This window comes from Corynebacterium sp. HMSC059E07 (genome assembly GCF_001814395.1).
Taxonomy (GTDB): Bacteria; Actinomycetota; Actinomycetes; order Mycobacteriales; family Mycobacteriaceae; genus Corynebacterium; species Corynebacterium hesseae.
The window spans coordinates 81,480-96,299 of record NZ_KV816329.1; the positions used below are offsets into that span (position 1 = coordinate 81,480).

Here is a 14,820-nt window from a genome sequence, read left to right on the forward strand (position 1 = left end):
ATTGAAGAGGAGACAAGTGCCCGGAAAGCTACGTGTACACGAGTTAGCAAAGCAGCTCGGTGTAACCAGCAAGGAACTGCTCGCCACGCTGAAGGAACAAGGCGAGTTCGTCAAGACCGCATCCTCGACCATCGAACCGCCGGTGATCAAGAAGATGCGCGCACACTATGAAGCAAAGAGTGGCAACGACAAGCCCGCAGACAAGAACGCGTCTGCAGCCACCCCTGCTTCCGCTGCCAAGAAATCTGCTGCCAAGAAGACTGCAGAGAAGAAGCCGGCGGAAAAGAAGCCAGCAGCCACGCCAAAGCCTGGCCCCAAGCCGGGTGGTGCCCCGAAGCCAGGTGCTGCTCCGACGCAGAGCGGCGCCCCCAAGCCGGGTGCCGCTCCCAAGCCGGGCGGTGCCCCGAAGCCGGGTGGCGCTCCCAAGCCCGGAGCACAGCGCAAGGGCGGCGAACGCGCTGTTACCCCGCGTTCTATGCCGAAGCCTGGCGGTACCCGCCGCGTGGCCAATAACCCGTTCTCCACGGGTAGCTCCAGCGATCGACCCAGCCCAGGGCCGCGCCCGGGCGGAAGCAAGGGTCAGCGCTCTGGCGGCAAGCCTGGAGATAACCGCGGCGGTAAGGGCGGCGCCCGCCCGCAGGGCGATGGCAACCGTGGTGGACGTCGTCCTTCGCCAGCGATGATGCCTTCGCATCCGAATCCGGCCAGCATGCCGTCGAAGGCTGCAGGTAGCGGCGGTGGCGGTCGCGGTCGTGGCGGCCGCGGTGGTGGCCCAGGCCACGGCGGTCCAGGCCACGGAGGTTTCCGTGGTGGACGCGGCGGACGCCGCGGTGGCACCGCTGGTGCATTCGGACGTCCCGGTGGCGCACCGCGTCGCGGTAAGAAGTCGAAGCGTCAGAAGCGCCATGAGTTTGAAGAGCAGCAGAAGCATGAGGTAGGCGGCGTACGCTTGCCTGACGGCGGCGGTAAGGTTGTTCGCCTTCGCCGCGGTGCTTCCCTGGCTGACTTCGCCGAGAAGATTGGTGCGGATCCCGCCGCATTGGTGCAGGCGCTCTTCAACCTCGGTGAGATGGTGACCGCTACGGCCTCCGTATCTGAGGACACCCTGCAGCTCTTGGGCTCGGAGATCAATTACGAGGTCCAGGTTGTCTCCCCTGAGGATGAGGACCGCGAGCTGCTCGAGTCCTTCGACCTGCAATTTGGTGAGGACGAGGGCGGCGAAGAAGCCCTTGAGAAGCGCCCGCCAGTCGTGACCGTGATGGGTCACGTTGACCACGGTAAGACCCGCCTTCTGGATACCATCCGTAAGACCAACGAAGGTGCGGGCGAGGCCGGCGGCATTACGCAGGGCATCGGCGCCTACCAAACCACGGTGGACGTTGAAGACGGTCCGCGAACCATCACCTTCTTGGATACCCCGGGTCACGAGGCGTTTACCGCCATGCGTGCCCGCGGTGCTAAGTCCACCGACTTGGCCATCCTGGTGGTTGCTGCTGATGACGGCGTGATGCCGCAGACCATCGAGGCAATCAACCACGCGAAGGCAGCGGATATTCCTGTGGTCGTCGCGGTTAACAAGATTGATAAGCCGGAAGCTTCCCCGGACAAGATTCGTGGTCAGCTCACTGAGTACGGACTTGTTCCGGAGGAGTACGGCGGCGACACGATGTTCGTGGATATTTCTGCGAAGAACAACATCAACATCGACGACCTGCTCGAGGCTGTCATCCTGACCGCGGACGCTTCCCTAGAGCTCACCGCTAACCCGGACATGGACGCGCAGGGCTCTGCCATCGAGGCTCACCTCGACCGCGGTCGAGGCCCGGTGGCTACGGTCATCATCCAGCGCGGTACGCTGCGCATCGGTGATTCCATCGTGGTCGGCGATGCCCACGGCCGCGTGCGTCGTATGCTCGATGAATTCGGTAACGATGTGGAAGAAGCCGGTCCGTCCCGCCCGGTCCAGGTGCAGGGTCTCAATGGCGTACCAGGTGCCGGCGATAACCTCTTGGTTGTTGAGGACGACCGCGTGGCTCGCCAGATTGCCGCACAGCGCGATGCTCGCAAGCGTTCCGCACTGCAGGCGAAGGCGCGCAAGCGCGTCTCCCTCGAGGATCTGGATGCCGTGCTCAAGGAAACCTCGACGCTCAACCTCATCCTCAAGGGCGACAACGCCGGTTCCGTCGAGGCACTGGAAGACGCCCTCTTGGATATCGAGGTCGACGACGAGGTACAGCTCAACATCATCGACCGTGGTGTTGGTGCGGTGACGCAGACCAACGTCACTTTGGCTGCGGCCTCCGACGCCGTCATCATTGCCTTCAACGTTCGCGCTGAGGGTAAGGCAACCGAGGAAGCCAACGCCGAGGGCGTTGATATCCGCTACTACACGGTGATTTACCGTGCTATCGAAGAGGTCGAGGCAGCGCTGAAGGGCATGCTCAAGCCCATCTACGAGGAGCGCGACACCGGTGCAGCGGAGATCCGCGCGCTGTTCAAGTCCTCCGCGGTCGGCACCATTGCCGGTTGTATGGTCACCGAGGGCAAGGTCAAGCGCAACGGCAAGGTGCGCCTCGTGCGCGACGGAAACGTCATTACCTCCGATGCCAAGATCGAGTCCCTGCGCCACGAGAAGGATGACGCCAACGAGATTAACGCCGGATATGAGTGCGGTATGGTTCTGTCCTACCCGGATATCCAGGTAGGCGATATCATTCAGGCCTTTGAAGAAGTCGAGGTCCCGCGCGACTAGCCGCACCTGAGTTCTTCACTCAGTAACAGAGCTCAGTACTAAAGCCCAGCCAGGAGAGATTCTGGCTGGGCTTTACTCGTTTCGGCCGAACGGCGGCGAATCGGTATCCTAGACTAGTTGCCAGCAACCGTACGCAAAGGAGCTTCACCATGGTTGATCACGCACGCGCCGCACGCATGGCTAAGCGCATTCAGACAATCGTTGCGAGTGCGATTGAACGCCAGATTAAGGATCGCCGCCTTGAACTGGTTACCATCACAGATGCCCGCGTTACGGGTGACCTGCATGATGCCACCGTGTATTACACGGTGCGCGGAACGGATATTGATTCCGAGCCGAATTTTGACCAGGCGGCCGAAGCTCTTACGAGGGCCAAGGGCCAATTGCGCAAGATCGTGGGTGATGAGCTGTCCGTTCGCTTTACCCCGACGTTGTCTTTTGAGCTCGACACCGTCCCTGAAGCCTCCGCTCACATGGAGGATGTGCTTGCACGTGCACGTGCACGCGATGCAGAGCTGGCCAAGTTGAAGGAAGGCGCGAAGCCGGCCGGGGATGCGAACCCATATAAGACCTCGGATGAGGAAGAAGACTAAGTGTCACGAACCAACTACGAAGCCGCAGTTGATGCGCTGGTACAGGCCAGCAGCATTTGCATCATCACCCACTTGCGCCCCGACGCCGACGCCGTTGGCTCAGCGGCGGCCCTCACGTTGGCGCTTCGTCAGCGCGGTAAGCAGACCCGCACCGTGATTGGCCAGCGCCGAGACATTTCCGCCAACCTTTTTTCGATTCCCACCGTGGATGAAATCGAGTTGGTAGATGAGCTCCCGCAGGGCTATGACCTTTATGTCACTGTGGACTGCGGATCGATCGACCGGACCGGATCGGTAGCACGGGGCATTGAGGAGATGGCGGCCGTTGGGCGCGTCCTGTGCATCGATCACCACGCTTCGAACGATGGCTTTGGTGCGATCAATGTTGTGGATCCGGTGTGCGAGTCCACCACGGTGGTGTTGCTCGATATCTTAGATAGGCTGTCCATTCAGATTGATCGCGTCATCGCGCACTGTCTGTACGCCGGGCTAGTGACCGACACAGGTAACTTCCGGTGGGGCCGCCCAGCGATGCACGATATTGCCGCGCGCCTGATGCTCTATGGGCTTGATACCAAGCAGATCGCGTTGGAGCTTATGGATGCCAGCACCGCCGATGACCTGCAGATGATTGGTCGCGTCCTCTCGGGCCTCAGGATCGAAGCAGCGGGAGAGCACCGCCTCGCTGTCCTCTTCGTGCCGCATGAGGAAGTCAGTACGCACGCAGATTCCGCGATCGAGTCCTTCGTCGACTATGTCCGCGCCCTGAAAGGCACAGACATCGGGGTTGTGTTCAAGGAACAGGCCCCTGAAGTGTGGGCGGTGTCTTTGCGCTCCTCAGCAGTGAACTGTGCCGAGGTGGCCCTCACCTTTGGCGGAGGAGGCCATATTCCAGCCGCCGGCTATACCGCGCACGGCACGCCTGAGGAGGTTATTGCGCAGCTGGTAGGTGTGTTGTCTTAAATGGCTTCCGAGCAACCCGTCAAGGTTTCTGCGGCGGAAGTCTTCCGCCTTGCCGTGCCCGCTTTGGGTGTCTTAGCGGCCATGCCGCTGTATTTGCTTCTGGACACCGCGGTAGTGGGACGGTTGGGCGCGCAGGATCTGGCCTCGCTGGGGGCTGCGGCCACGATCCATTCGGTGGTCACTACCCAGCTGACCTTCTTGTCCTATGGCACAACCGCGCGTGCTTCGCGTTTGTTCGGTGCAGGCAAACGTGAGGAAGCTGTAGCCGAAGGCGTTCAGGCCACGTGGGTTGCGGTCGGCGTCGGCCTGGTCCTAGCGGTCCTTATGTGGCTCTTCGCCGGGGTCTTTGCCTCCTGGTTGACCGGCAACCCCGAAACTGCGAAGGGGACCGCACAGTGGCTGCGCATCGCCGCCATCGCGATTCCCTTTACCCTCATCACGATGGCTGGTAACGGTTGGATGCGAGGCGTACAAGACACCCGCAAGCCCTTGTATTTCACACTTGCCGGTATGATTCCTGGCGCTAGTGCAGTGCCTATTTTCGTGCACTTGTGGGGGCTGCAGGGGTCAGCCTTAGCCACGGTGTTGGGGATGGGAATCATCGCGGCATTCTTCCTCAGGGAACTGCGCCGCGAGCATACCGGCTCGTGGGAAGTCCGCTGGCGCGTCGTACGCCGGCAGCTCGTGCTGGGGCGCGATCTCATTGTGCGCTCGTTGAGTTTCCAAGTGGCCTTTTTATCCGCAGCAGCTGTGGCTTCGCGCATCGGAACCGCACAACTGGCCGCGCATCAAATCTTGATGCAGTTGTGGAACTTCTTGTCCCTTGTGCTGGATTCACTGGCAATTGCCGCCCAGGCCTTGACCGGCGCGGCACTGGGTGCAGGCTCAGCGCGCTACGCCCGCACGGTGGGTACTAAGGTGACGCTCTATTCGACGTCCTTCTCCCTTGGACTTGCTGTGATTCTTGCGCTTGGTTCCGGGATCATCCCGCGGATCTTTACCACGAGCCCGGAAGTCCTCGAGGTGATCTCCGGACCTTGGTGGGTTATGACTTTCCTCGTCATCATCGGCGGGGTGGTCTTCGCCTTGGACGGCGTTCTCCTCGGCGCTGGGGATGCAGCTTTTCTTCGCACGCTGACCTTGGCGGCGGTACTTCTAGGCTTCCTTCCCGGCGTCTGGTTGGCTTTTGCTCTTGGCACCGGGCTTAGCGGAGTATGGGGCGGGATCGCCGCGTTCATCTTCATCCGCATGGTAGGCGTCGTCTGGCGCTTTCGCTCGATGCGGTGGGCGCGGGTCTAAGCCTGTGGTAGAAGTAGAGGGAATGTTCGTGTGAAGGAGGCATTATGACCACTCTGTGGGCCGTCTCCGATCTCCACGCGGCGGTGCGAGTCAACGGTGAGCGCATCGATGAACTCGTACCGCCGAATCCCCATGACTGGTTGATCGTCGCAGGGGACGTCGCCGAGCGCATTGACCTAGTGATCAACACCTTGGCGCGGCTGAAGAACCGCTATGCCACCGTCATTTGGGTGCCCGGCAACCATGAGCTGTTTTCTCGGGGACAGGACGCATTTAAGGGGCGCGCAAAATACGACCGGCTTGTTGAAGGCTGCCGTGAGATCGGCGTGATTACCCCAGAGGATCCTTATCCGGTCTTCGGAGGGGTGACCGTCGTCCCGCTGTTTACGCTGTACGATTACAGCTTTCGCCCGCCGGGGACCACGGTCGAACAAGAGCTTGCGAGCGCAAAGCAAAAGCAAATCGTCATGACCGATGAATTCGCCATTGCCCCCTTCGTCGATGTGCGTGCTTGGTGCTGGGACCGGCTGGCCTATTCAATTAAGCGCCTGTCCCGGGTGGAAGGGGAGACCGTCCTCATCAATCACTGGCCATTGGTCCAGGAGCCGACCCTCTACTTGCGCTGGCCCGAAGTGGCCTTGTGGTGCGGTACCCGCCACACGCGTTCGTGGCCGCGGCGCTACAATGCCAAAGCCGTGGTCTATGGGCATCTTCACATGCCAAACCGAGCCAATATCGACGGTGTGGACCACATCGAGGTTTCGCTAGGGTATCCGCGTGAATGGCAGGCACACGGCGGCCTCCAGCAGTGGCCGTATCCGGTGCTCACCATCGATGAGACGACGGGGAGGGCCGAGCATGCTTGAGCCTTCCCTCTTCCCAGAGTCTGCGCGCTACTGCTACGTGCGCACGGATGAGTCGATGACTAATCTCCTCAATTTCCATCACCTATTCCCAGAGGAGCGCGCTGTGGTCTCGCAGGCCGTGGACGTCCGCAAGTCGGAATTTGGGGATGCCCGCTGGTGCGCTCACCGCGCGCTGAAGGAGCTTAATTACACCGGCGACGAACCTATTCTGCGCGGTGAGCGGGGCATGCCGCTGTGGCCGGAAGGCTACACGGGATCGATGACGCACACCGAGGGGTTGCGCGCAGCGGTGGCAGCGCCCACCACACACGTGCGCTCGATGGGACTCGACGCCGAGCCAGCGGAGCCCTTGCCGGAACACGTGTTGACGATGATCGCCCGGCCAGGGGAGATGCCGCAGTTGTCCCGCCTCCGCGCGGCGGGCATCTCCTGCCCGGACCGCCTGTTGTTTTGTGCGAAGGAAGCCACCTACAAGACGTGGTTCCCCATGACGCGGCGGTGGCTCGATTTCGATCAGGCCGAAATTGACTTGCGCCTCGACGGAACTTTAGTCTCCTACCTCCTAGCGCGACCGACCCCGGTGCCGTTCATTACCGGCCACTGGATCATTCGGGACGGCTATGTCATCGTCTCTGCCGCCGTCCCGGCGCTCAACTTTGAGAACTAAAGAGTGGAGGGGCGAGCGACAAAAACCGTGGCCAGGCGCTTGCCCTTCTCTTTGATTAGGGCGACGGATCGGCCCTGCGGATCGACGGCCGCGTAGGTGCCTTTCAACCCACGCGGCTCCAGCCACTTACCCATGGCCAAGGCCTGAGCCTCGTCATCGGTGACCTCCAAGACCGGATAGCTACGAGCGAGCGCCTCGTCGAGGCTCAAGGACAGCCTCGGGGAGGTCTCGAGGGCGTCGAGGGGGAGGGCGTCGTCAAGCGTAAAAGGCCCTACCTCCGTGCGGCGCAGCGCGGTGAGATGCCCGCCGACGCCGAGCGCTTCCCCCAAATCCCGAGCCAGCGAGCGGATGTAGGTGCCCGAAGAACAGGCCACCGACACGTCCAGATCAATGAACTCTCCGGTGCGCCGCGTATCGAGGATATCGAAGCGGCTGACTGTGACCGGGCGAGCTGGAATCTCAACCTCTTCGCCCGCCCGCACCCGTTCGTGGGCACGCTTGCCATCGATTTTGATCGCGGACACCGCTGCCGGACGCTGCATAATATCGCCGGTCAAGGCATCAACTTCCTGCGCAATGGCTGAATCTTCCACAGCGGTTGCCGGTTCGCCCCACGTGCTTTCCCCCTCCGCGTCGTCGGTGTGGGTCGCCATGCCGAGGCGAATCGTGGCGTCGTAAGCCTTGGTGGAGGCCACCATGTGGGCGAGGAATTTCGTGCCGCGCTCAATGCCCACGATGAGCACTCCTGTGGCCATGGGATCTAGCGTGCCTGCGTGCCCCACCTTGCGGGTGTGGAAGAAGCGCCGCAGTTTTCCCACGACATCGTGCGAGGTCATGCCGGCGGGCTTGTCGACGACCACGAGGCCAGAACGTTCGAGCGGATCAGTCATGCCCTGCAGTCTAGGGCACCGTCTGCTGTGGGATAGCATGGTGCCCGTGGATATTTGGTACGGAATCGATAGCATCCCCGCTGACCTCGGTCCGACGTCGGTGACAATTGGCGTCTTCGACGGCCTGCACCGCGGCCACCAGCAGCTCGTGACGAAGGCCGTCGAGCACGCGCGCGAACACGGTCATAGTGCGGTCATGGTGACCTTCGATCCGCACCCAGTTTCGGTGTTCCTTCCGGAGCGCGCGCCGTTGTCCGTCATTACATTTGAGCGCCGCATGCAACTGGCGGAAGAAATGGGCATCGAGGCCGTGCTCGTCATCGATTTCACGGAGGAGCTCCGGGGCGTCGAGCCGCGCGAATACGTGACAGACCTCCTTGTGGGGCGCTTGCATGCGGAACACGTCGTGGTGGGGGAGAACTTCACCTTTGGCGCGGGCGCGGCTGGTACGGCGGCGGCGCTGGCGGAGTTCGGAGCCGAGTTCGGCTTCGGCGTTGACATCGTGCCCTTGCTTGACGACGACGGCGAGCGCATCTGCTCCACCAACATCCGCGCCGCTCTTGCCAAGGGCGATATTGCGCGCGCGAATTGGGCGCTGGGGCGTCATTTCACGGTGACTGGGCCCGTTGTGCGTGGTGCGGGGCGTGGCGGAAAGGAACTCGGTTTCCCGACCGCCAACCAGTACTTCCCGGAATCCGTCGCTATCCCAGCCGATGGCGTCTACGCGGGCTGGTTCGTGGTCGAGCCAACTGGGGCGCCCTTGGAAGGAGACATGGAACCCGGCGTTCCTTATCCAGCGGCCATTTCGGTGGGCACGAACCCCACCTTTGGTGACGAGGAGCGCTCTGTGGAGTCCTTCGTGCTGGATCGCGATGCCGACCTCTACGGCCACGAGGCCACCGTGCATTTTGTCGATCACGTGCGTGACATGGAGAAATTCAACTCCGTTGAGGAGCTCCTAGCGGCAATGGAGCGCGACGTCGCCCGAGTCCGTGAGATTCTTGCCCGTGAGGCCTAAATGAAGATCATCCTCGACCTCGACACAGGAATCGACGACGCCCTCGCGCTCGCCTATGCCGTTGCGCACCCTGACCTCGAGCTGATCGGGGTCACCGGCACCTATGGCAACGTGCCGGTGGCCTTGGGAGTGCGCAACTCGCTGGCGTTGCTCGAGCTTCTCGACGCCTCGGACGTCCCCGTCTTTTCCGGCCCGACGCGGCCGGGCTTTAGCGTGGCTCCCATTTCGGCGTTCATTCATGGACGCAATGGCCTCGGCGAGGTTCTCTTGCCTCCGCCGCGGCGCAAAGCCTACGAGGATGCGGTGGGCTTTCTTGTCCGTTCGGTCCGCGAGCATGGCGAGGACCTGGTTATAGTGCCGACGGGGCCGTCGACAAGCATTGCAGCCGCCATGCGCGAGGACCCGGAGTTTGCCCGCAACGCCCGCATCGTCATGATGGGCGGCGCGCTAACCGTGCCCGGAAACGTCACTCCTTATGCCGAGGCCAACGTCTTCCAAGATCCCCAAGCCACGGACTATGTCTTCCGTCATGCACAGAACCTCACGATGGTGGGGCTCGACGTCACGTTGCGCACGTTGCTCACCAGGGAGCATACGAAGCAGTGGCGAGGCACGCGGACGGGCCGGATCTACGCGGACATCGTGGACTACTACATCCGCGCCTACAAAACGACGTCTCCGCACCTCGGCGGTTGTGGGCTCCACGATCCCTTAGCGGTAGCCGTGGCAGCGGATCCTTCGCTGGTCACATGCCTCGACCTCAACCTGCGGTGTGAGGAGAACGGGCGCACTATCGGTGACCCCGAGCGCCTCGACAATCCCACCACCCGCGTGGCCGTTGCTGTCGACGACGCGCGCTTCGTCGATGATTTGATGTCGAAGCTGGGCAGCCTCTATACTTCTACTTCGGCTTGCTGACTGCGGTCCACAGTAGTCACGGGCAGCGCCTTTTAGGCGCAACATTTCATGTGGACTGAAATACAATAGGAGATTTTCCCATGGCTTTGAGCACCGAGAAGAAGGCTGAGATCCTCAAGGAGTACGGCCTGCACGAGACCGACACCGGTTCCCCGGAGGCACAGGTTGCGCTGCTGACTTCCCGCATCAACAACCTGACCGAGCACCTCAAGGATCACAAGCACGATCACCACTCCCGTCGTGGTCTGCTGCTGATGGTTGGTCGCCGTCGTGGCCTGCTGAAGTACCTGGCTGCCAACGACGTTGACCGTTACCGCGACCTGATTTCTCGCCTGGGTCTGCGCCGCTAAGCGCTCGACTTTTTAGCCCCCGCACCAAGTGTGCGGGGGTTTTCTTGTCCCATCTGCTAAAATCCTTGGGCGTTGTCAGAAAACATCGAAGAAGAGGCGGCACCGAAGATCGCCATGACAGCTCCAAGGAGAGTTTCATACATGAGCGCTAAGAACGCTAAGAATCAAACGAACAACTCCGTCGAGTTCGCAATCGACGAGGACTACGGCATTACCGAGGCCATCGCCACCCTGGATAACGGCGATTTCGGCACCCGTACTATCCGTTTTGAGACGGGCCAGCTTGCCCGGCAGGCTGGTGGCTCCGTGACCACCTACCTGGACGAGGACACCATGCTGCTGTCCACGACCACCGCTTCCAACCAGCCGCGTGAGGGCTTCGACTTCTTCCCGCTGACCGTGGATGTGGAAGAGCGCATGTACGCCGCGGGTAAGATCCCGGGCTCCTTCTTCCGCCGCGAGGGCCGTCCTTCCACCGAAGCTATCCTGGCCTGCCGCCTCATCGACCGCCCGCTGCGCCCGACCTTCGTCAAGGGCTTGCGCAACGAGGTTCAGGTGGTCGTCACGGTTCTCTCCATGGACCCGGAGGAGTACTACGATGTCGTTGCCATCAACGGCGCTTCCGCCTCCACTCAGCTCTCTGGACTGCCGGTATCCGGCCCGGTGGGCGGCGTGCGCATGGCACTGATTGCTGATGATAAGCACCCGAAGGGCCAGTGGGTGGCCTTCCCGAACAACGAGCAGCACGAGCATGCCCTCTTCGAGATGGTCGTTGCCGGCCGCATCGTGAAGAAGGGCCGCAAGGACGACGTAGCCATCATGATGGTCGAGGCCGGCGCTGGTGTGAACGTAGCCGAGCGCATCAAGGAAGGCGCACCGGCTCCGCAGGAGTCCACCGTGGCTGAGGGCTTGGAGGCTGCGAAGCCTTTCATCAAGTCCCTGTGTGAAGCGCAGGCAGGTCTGGCGGAGCGTGCAGCCAAGGAGACGCAGGAGTTCCCGCTCTTCCCGCCTTACGGTGATGATGTTTACGCGGCCGTTGAAAAGGCAGCCGCCAAGAAGCTGGAGAAGCTCCTCACCATCCCGGGCAAGCAGGACCGCGATGACGCCACTAACGAGTTCATGGAGCAGGTCGAGGCTAAGCTCGTCGAAGACTTTGACGACCTCGACGAAGCCGATGCATCCAAACAGATCCGCAACGCCTTCAACGCCGTGATGAAGGACATCGTGCGCACCAAGATCCTCACCGAGGGCTTCCGGATCGATGGCCGTGGTGTGACCGATATCCGTGACCTCGGCGTGGAGGTTGATCTGATCCCGCGTGCACACGGCTCCTCTCTCTTCGAGCGTGGCGAGACCCAGATCCTGGGTGTGACCACCCTGGACATGCTGAAGATGGAGCAGCAGATCGATTCTTTGACCCCAGTGGAGTCCAAGCGCTACATGCACCACTACAACTTCCCGCCGTACTCCACCGGCGAGACCGGCCGCGTAGGTTCCCCGAAGCGCCGCGAGATTGGTCACGGTGCGCTGGCTGAGCGCGCGTTGCTGCCGGTGATCCCGTCCCGTGAGGACTTCCCCTACGCCATTCGTCAGGTGTCTGAGGCCCTTGGTTCCAACGGTTCTACCTCCATGGGCTCCGTCTGTGCGTCCACCCTGTCCCTCTACAACGCGGGCGTTCCGCTGAAGGCCCCAGTGGCGGGTATCGCCATGGGCTTGGTTTCTGGTGAAGTTAACGGCAAGGAAAAGTTCGTGGCACTCACCGATATCCTCGGCGCTGAGGATGCCTTCGGCGATATGGACTTCAAGGTTGCCGGTACCTCCGAGTTCATCACCGCCCTGCAGCTGGACACCAAGCTGGATGGCATTCCATCGCACGTGCTTGCCGACGCCCTCGAGCAGGCCCGCGACGCCCGTGCCGCCATCCTCGACACGATGTCTGAGGTCATCGAGGGCCCAGACGAGATGTCTGGCCTGGCTCCGCGCATTACCTCGGTGACTATCCCGGTGAACAAGATTGGTGAGCTCATTGGCCCGAAGGGCAAGACCATCAACGCCATCACCGAGGAAACTGGCGCCGATGTCTCCATCGAGGAAGACGGCACCGTCTACATTTCGGCCGCTACGGGTGAAGCCGCTGACGCTGCCATCGACCGCGTGAACAGCATTGCTAACCCACAGCTGCCGAAGGTGGGTGAGCGCTTCCTCGGCACCGTAGTGAAGACCGTGGCTTTCGGTGCCTTCGTTTCCCTGACCCCGGGTCGCGACGGCCTTGTGCACATCTCGAAGCTGGGTGGCGACGAGCGCATTGAAAAGGTCGAAGACGTCGTCAACGTTGGAGATAAGATTCAGGTGGAAATCGCCGACATTGATAACCGCGGCAAGATCTCCCTGGTCCCTGTCGAGGAGGATTAATCTCCAGACTAGCTAGGACTGTTAGGACCTCCTAGAACCTCCTAGAACAAGGGCCCTGTAACCCAGGAATTAGCTGGGGACAGGGCCCTTATCGTTTCACCACACGTCAAACCTGGAAGTCGAGAACTAGGCGTTTGGGGTCCTCCAGGAAAATCACTGAGTACGGTGTCTTCTTCTGTAGTCCAATGATCAATTGGGTTTGTGCCTCGAATGAGGTCGTGTATACGACTTCGCTCACCACACCAGTACCGGGAGTAGTTCCTGGCTTCATATACCTTTCTTCGAGATCGGCTGTGGAAGGCCACGGAGTTCCTTCGATCCCCAGATTGAGAAAAGTGTTTCCCTTTACTTCGACTGGATGACCTGATGCCTGCTGACGAGGATCGTCGGTATAGGCGGTGAACCAGCCGGGCTCACCTTCTCCCTCGAGGTCAACCACCACCCGCGTGAAACCGTCGTGAGCGCCTACGCGCACGCCCGTCGGAATGAGGCCGCCCAACCGATCTGGCATGTGGTGTTGGTCATCAATCGCAGCCGTCCCCATACCCGCAAAGGCAGCAACATTGGCATCCTGTTGTGAGGGAGCATTCTGCGTGTCACTGGACGGCGGCTCCGGCCCATCGATAGCAGCGGAGCTAGACGGAATTTCACTGAACTGCGGTGTCGGAGTCGTGTCTGACCCACGCTCCGCGCATGCAGTTAGAGGCATTACGCATAGGGCGCTAACGGCTGCGATGATAGCGACGGAAGAAGGTAAGTGTGACATTCTTTATTCTCTATTTCTTGAGCTGTACCAGTTGGATGAGGTTGCCTACGGTGTCATCGAAGACGGCGATGATGGAGGGGCCGACGTCGGTCGGCACCATAGTGAAATGCACTCCCACTTTTCAGTGAGCTCGCTATATTCTCGCTCCACGTCTGCGGATAGGAACTGGGTGACAGGGACACCATCAGCCTTGAGTGCTGCTGCGTAGTCCTTGGCCGCGGAATGGGCCTTGGGCTCGAGCAGGAGCTCCATATCCCCTTGGCCTTCCGCATTGGTGACCGTGAGCCACCGAAAGTCTCCGTGGGTTACATCGTCCTTGACTCGAAAGCCGAGCGTATTGACATAGAAGTCGTGAGCGAGGGCAACATCATCGACGGGTACTGAGGCAATGTAGATCTGCATTCACTCCATCCTAACCGGCATGACTAAGTCCAGCCGGTCCCAATGGCAACAGTTGGGGCGAGCCTGACTGGGCTTCGGCAGTGCAGTCGTCGTCTGTGACGACGGTGGTTGTGTTCCTGGTTTCTTGGGTTCTTTCCTTTCTGCTGGATTGGTGTCGTCGTTTTATTCGACGGGGTGGGGTCAAGGTTTAGAAGGGGATGTCGTCGGTGCTGGCATCTGTGTCGGTGTTGTCCGCGTCCTCGGCTTCGGCTTGGGCTTGGGCTTGGGCTTGGGCTTGTTGTTGTGCGTAGTCGTCGAGTTCTTGTTTGAGGTATTGGGCTTCCTCGCGGATGCGTTTCCTGGTGGCGGTGATGTGTTGGGCGACTGTTTGTGCCCACCGTTTCTGCTTTGGTGCTAGCGGCCCGTCGGCTTCGGTAATAGTCCAGGTGCCATCCTCAAAAAGCCAGATGACATCCCCGCTGTAGGGGTCCAGCAGGTATTTAAGGGTGCCATCGGTTTTCATGTTGTGATGGCTTTGGCATAAACACGCCAGGTTCTTCGGGTGGGTTGGCCCGCCTTCAGCCCAGTTGTGTCGGTGATCCAACTGGCTGAGAAAAGCAGGCTCGCCACAGCCGCCGACCCGGCAGGTACCGTCGCGTCCTTCGACAAGTTTGCGCATGATGATTCCTGGCTGGTAGCCATCGGCCTCTTTTATCTCTTCGGTTAAATCCCGCATCTTGTCATGTGGCATGGGCTCAGCCCGCCAGCCGAAGCCTTCAATAAAGGTCGGTGCATCCTCAATATCGCAGGCCTGGTAGGTGTGGAGCACCACCGTAGCTGGTGGCTGTATTTCACCGGAAAGCAGTTTGATGACTGCCTCAGCGACAGTGATGTCTTCCTTGGCGGCGGTCTGGTGGATGAAGGCATCGAGTTTAATGCCGGTGT

At 60.9% G+C, this 14,820-nt stretch carries 14 protein-coding genes; 10 read left to right on the plus strand and 4 right to left on the minus strand.

Annotated elements, in window-relative coordinates; translation table 11 throughout:
- Positions 1–16 precede the first annotated feature (16 nt).
- The 6 genes from infB (at position 17) to HMPREF2967_RS09370 (ending at position 7,140) form a co-directional block, all read left to right on the plus strand.
- Positions 17–2,752: a translation initiation factor IF-2 gene (infB, locus tag HMPREF2967_RS09345; RefSeq protein ID WP_070686189.1), complete on the plus strand. Its 2,736-nt coding sequence runs from the start codon at positions 17–19 to the stop codon at positions 2,750–2,752.
- Between the two features lie 149 nt (positions 2,753–2,901).
- The gene (rbfA, locus tag HMPREF2967_RS09350) at positions 2,902–3,345 is read left to right on the plus strand and encodes a 30S ribosome-binding factor RbfA (protein ID WP_070520108.1); all 444 of its coding nucleotides are present in this window, start codon (positions 2,902–2,904) and stop codon (positions 3,343–3,345) included.
- Complete coding sequence (locus tag HMPREF2967_RS09355; protein WP_070520110.1) at positions 3,346–4,308, plus strand: DHH family phosphoesterase; 963 nt, start codon at positions 3,346–3,348, stop codon at positions 4,306–4,308.
- Entirely contained in the window at positions 4,309–5,607 is a 1,299-nt protein-coding gene (locus HMPREF2967_RS09360) for an MATE family efflux transporter (protein ID WP_070596915.1), read from the plus strand.
- Between the two features lie 44 nt (positions 5,608–5,651).
- Positions 5,652–6,473 carry a metallophosphoesterase family protein gene (locus tag HMPREF2967_RS09365; protein WP_070520114.1) on the plus strand — a complete coding sequence of 274 codons (822 nt, stop codon included), beginning with the start codon at positions 5,652–5,654 and terminating at the stop codon, positions 6,471–6,473.
- Positions 6,466–7,140 (plus strand): 4'-phosphopantetheinyl transferase family protein, encoded by a 675-nt coding sequence (locus HMPREF2967_RS09370; RefSeq protein WP_070686191.1) that lies wholly within the window; start codon positions 6,466–6,468, stop codon positions 7,138–7,140. Before HMPREF2967_RS09365 ends, HMPREF2967_RS09370 begins: the two co-directional genes overlap by 8 nt.
- Here the strand turns inward: HMPREF2967_RS09370 and truB are convergent.
- Positions 7,137–8,030 carry a tRNA pseudouridine(55) synthase TruB gene (gene truB / locus HMPREF2967_RS09375; RefSeq protein WP_070683368.1) on the minus strand — a complete coding sequence of 298 codons (894 nt, stop codon included), beginning with the start codon at positions 8,028–8,030 and terminating at the stop codon, positions 7,137–7,139. The genes HMPREF2967_RS09370 and truB overlap by 4 nt on opposite strands.
- Positions 8,031–8,067: 37 nt before the next feature.
- On the opposite strand from truB, the gene HMPREF2967_RS09380 reads away from it, so the two are divergent.
- The 4 genes from HMPREF2967_RS09380 (at position 8,068) to HMPREF2967_RS09395 (ending at position 12,728) form a co-directional block, all read left to right on the plus strand.
- The gene (locus HMPREF2967_RS09380) at positions 8,068–9,048 is read left to right on the plus strand and encodes a bifunctional riboflavin kinase/FAD synthetase (protein ID WP_070683370.1); all 981 of its coding nucleotides are present in this window, start codon (positions 8,068–8,070) and stop codon (positions 9,046–9,048) included.
- The gene (locus HMPREF2967_RS09385; protein WP_070686193.1) at positions 9,049–9,966 is read left to right on the plus strand and encodes a nucleoside hydrolase; all 918 of its coding nucleotides are present in this window, start codon (positions 9,049–9,051) and stop codon (positions 9,964–9,966) included. It begins immediately after the preceding gene.
- 80 nt (positions 9,967–10,046) lie between these two features.
- Complete coding sequence (gene rpsO / locus HMPREF2967_RS09390) at positions 10,047–10,316, plus strand: 30S ribosomal protein S15 (RefSeq protein ID WP_010190317.1); 270 nt, start codon at positions 10,047–10,049, stop codon at positions 10,314–10,316.
- 141 nt (positions 10,317–10,457) lie between these two features.
- Entirely contained in the window at positions 10,458–12,728 is a 2,271-nt protein-coding gene (locus HMPREF2967_RS09395) for a polyribonucleotide nucleotidyltransferase (protein WP_070686195.1), read from the plus strand.
- A gap of 106 nt (positions 12,729–12,834) precedes the next feature.
- Here the strand turns inward: HMPREF2967_RS09395 and HMPREF2967_RS09400 are convergent, their stop codons facing one another.
- The 3 genes from HMPREF2967_RS09400 to HMPREF2967_RS09410 form a co-directional block, all read right to left on the minus strand.
- The gene (locus HMPREF2967_RS09400) at positions 12,835–13,437 is read right to left on the minus strand and encodes an AMIN-like domain-containing (lipo)protein (protein WP_232751665.1); all 603 of its coding nucleotides are present in this window, start codon (positions 13,435–13,437) and stop codon (positions 12,835–12,837) included.
- Between the two features lie 102 nt (positions 13,438–13,539).
- Positions 13,540–13,896: a VOC family protein gene (locus HMPREF2967_RS09405; RefSeq protein ID WP_369816035.1), complete on the minus strand. Its 357-nt coding sequence runs from the start codon at positions 13,894–13,896 to the stop codon at positions 13,540–13,542.
- A 187-nt stretch (positions 13,897–14,083) separates the two neighbouring features.
- On the minus strand, positions 14,084–14,820 hold a 737-nt coding region (locus HMPREF2967_RS09410), incomplete at its 5' end, for an HNH endonuclease signature motif containing protein (RefSeq protein WP_198531042.1).

Excerpts from the sequence above, each read along its gene's own strand:
- rbfA (WP_070520108.1), top strand. The coding sequence starts at position 2,902 with ATGGTTGATCACGCACGCGCCGCACGCATGGCTAAGCGCATTCAGACA.
- HMPREF2967_RS09360 (WP_070596915.1), top strand. The coding sequence starts at position 4,309 with ATGGCTTCCGAGCAACCCGTCAAGGTTTCTGCGGCGGAAGTCTTCCGC.
- HMPREF2967_RS09365 (WP_070520114.1), top strand. The coding sequence starts at position 5,652 with ATGACCACTCTGTGGGCCGTCTCCGATCTCCACGCGGCGGTGCGAGTC.
- HMPREF2967_RS09370 (WP_070686191.1), top strand. The coding sequence starts at position 6,466 with ATGCTTGAGCCTTCCCTCTTCCCAGAGTCTGCGCGCTACTGCTACGTG.
- truB (WP_070683368.1), bottom strand. The coding sequence starts at position 8,030 with ATGACTGATCCGCTCGAACGTTCTGGCCTCGTGGTCGTCGACAAGCCC.
- HMPREF2967_RS09380 (WP_070683370.1), top strand. The coding sequence starts at position 8,068 with ATGGTGCCCGTGGATATTTGGTACGGAATCGATAGCATCCCCGCTGAC.
- HMPREF2967_RS09385 (WP_070686193.1), top strand. The coding sequence starts at position 9,049 with ATGAAGATCATCCTCGACCTCGACACAGGAATCGACGACGCCCTCGCG.
- rpsO (WP_010190317.1), top strand. The coding sequence starts at position 10,047 with ATGGCTTTGAGCACCGAGAAGAAGGCTGAGATCCTCAAGGAGTACGGC.
- HMPREF2967_RS09395 (WP_070686195.1), top strand. The coding sequence starts at position 10,458 with ATGAGCGCTAAGAACGCTAAGAATCAAACGAACAACTCCGTCGAGTTC.
- HMPREF2967_RS09400 (WP_232751665.1), bottom strand. The coding sequence starts at position 13,437 with ATGCCTCTAACTGCATGCGCGGAGCGTGGGTCAGACACGACTCCGACA.
- HMPREF2967_RS09405 (WP_369816035.1), bottom strand. The coding sequence starts at position 13,896 with ATGCAGATCTACATTGCCTCAGTACCCGTCGATGATGTTGCCCTCGCT.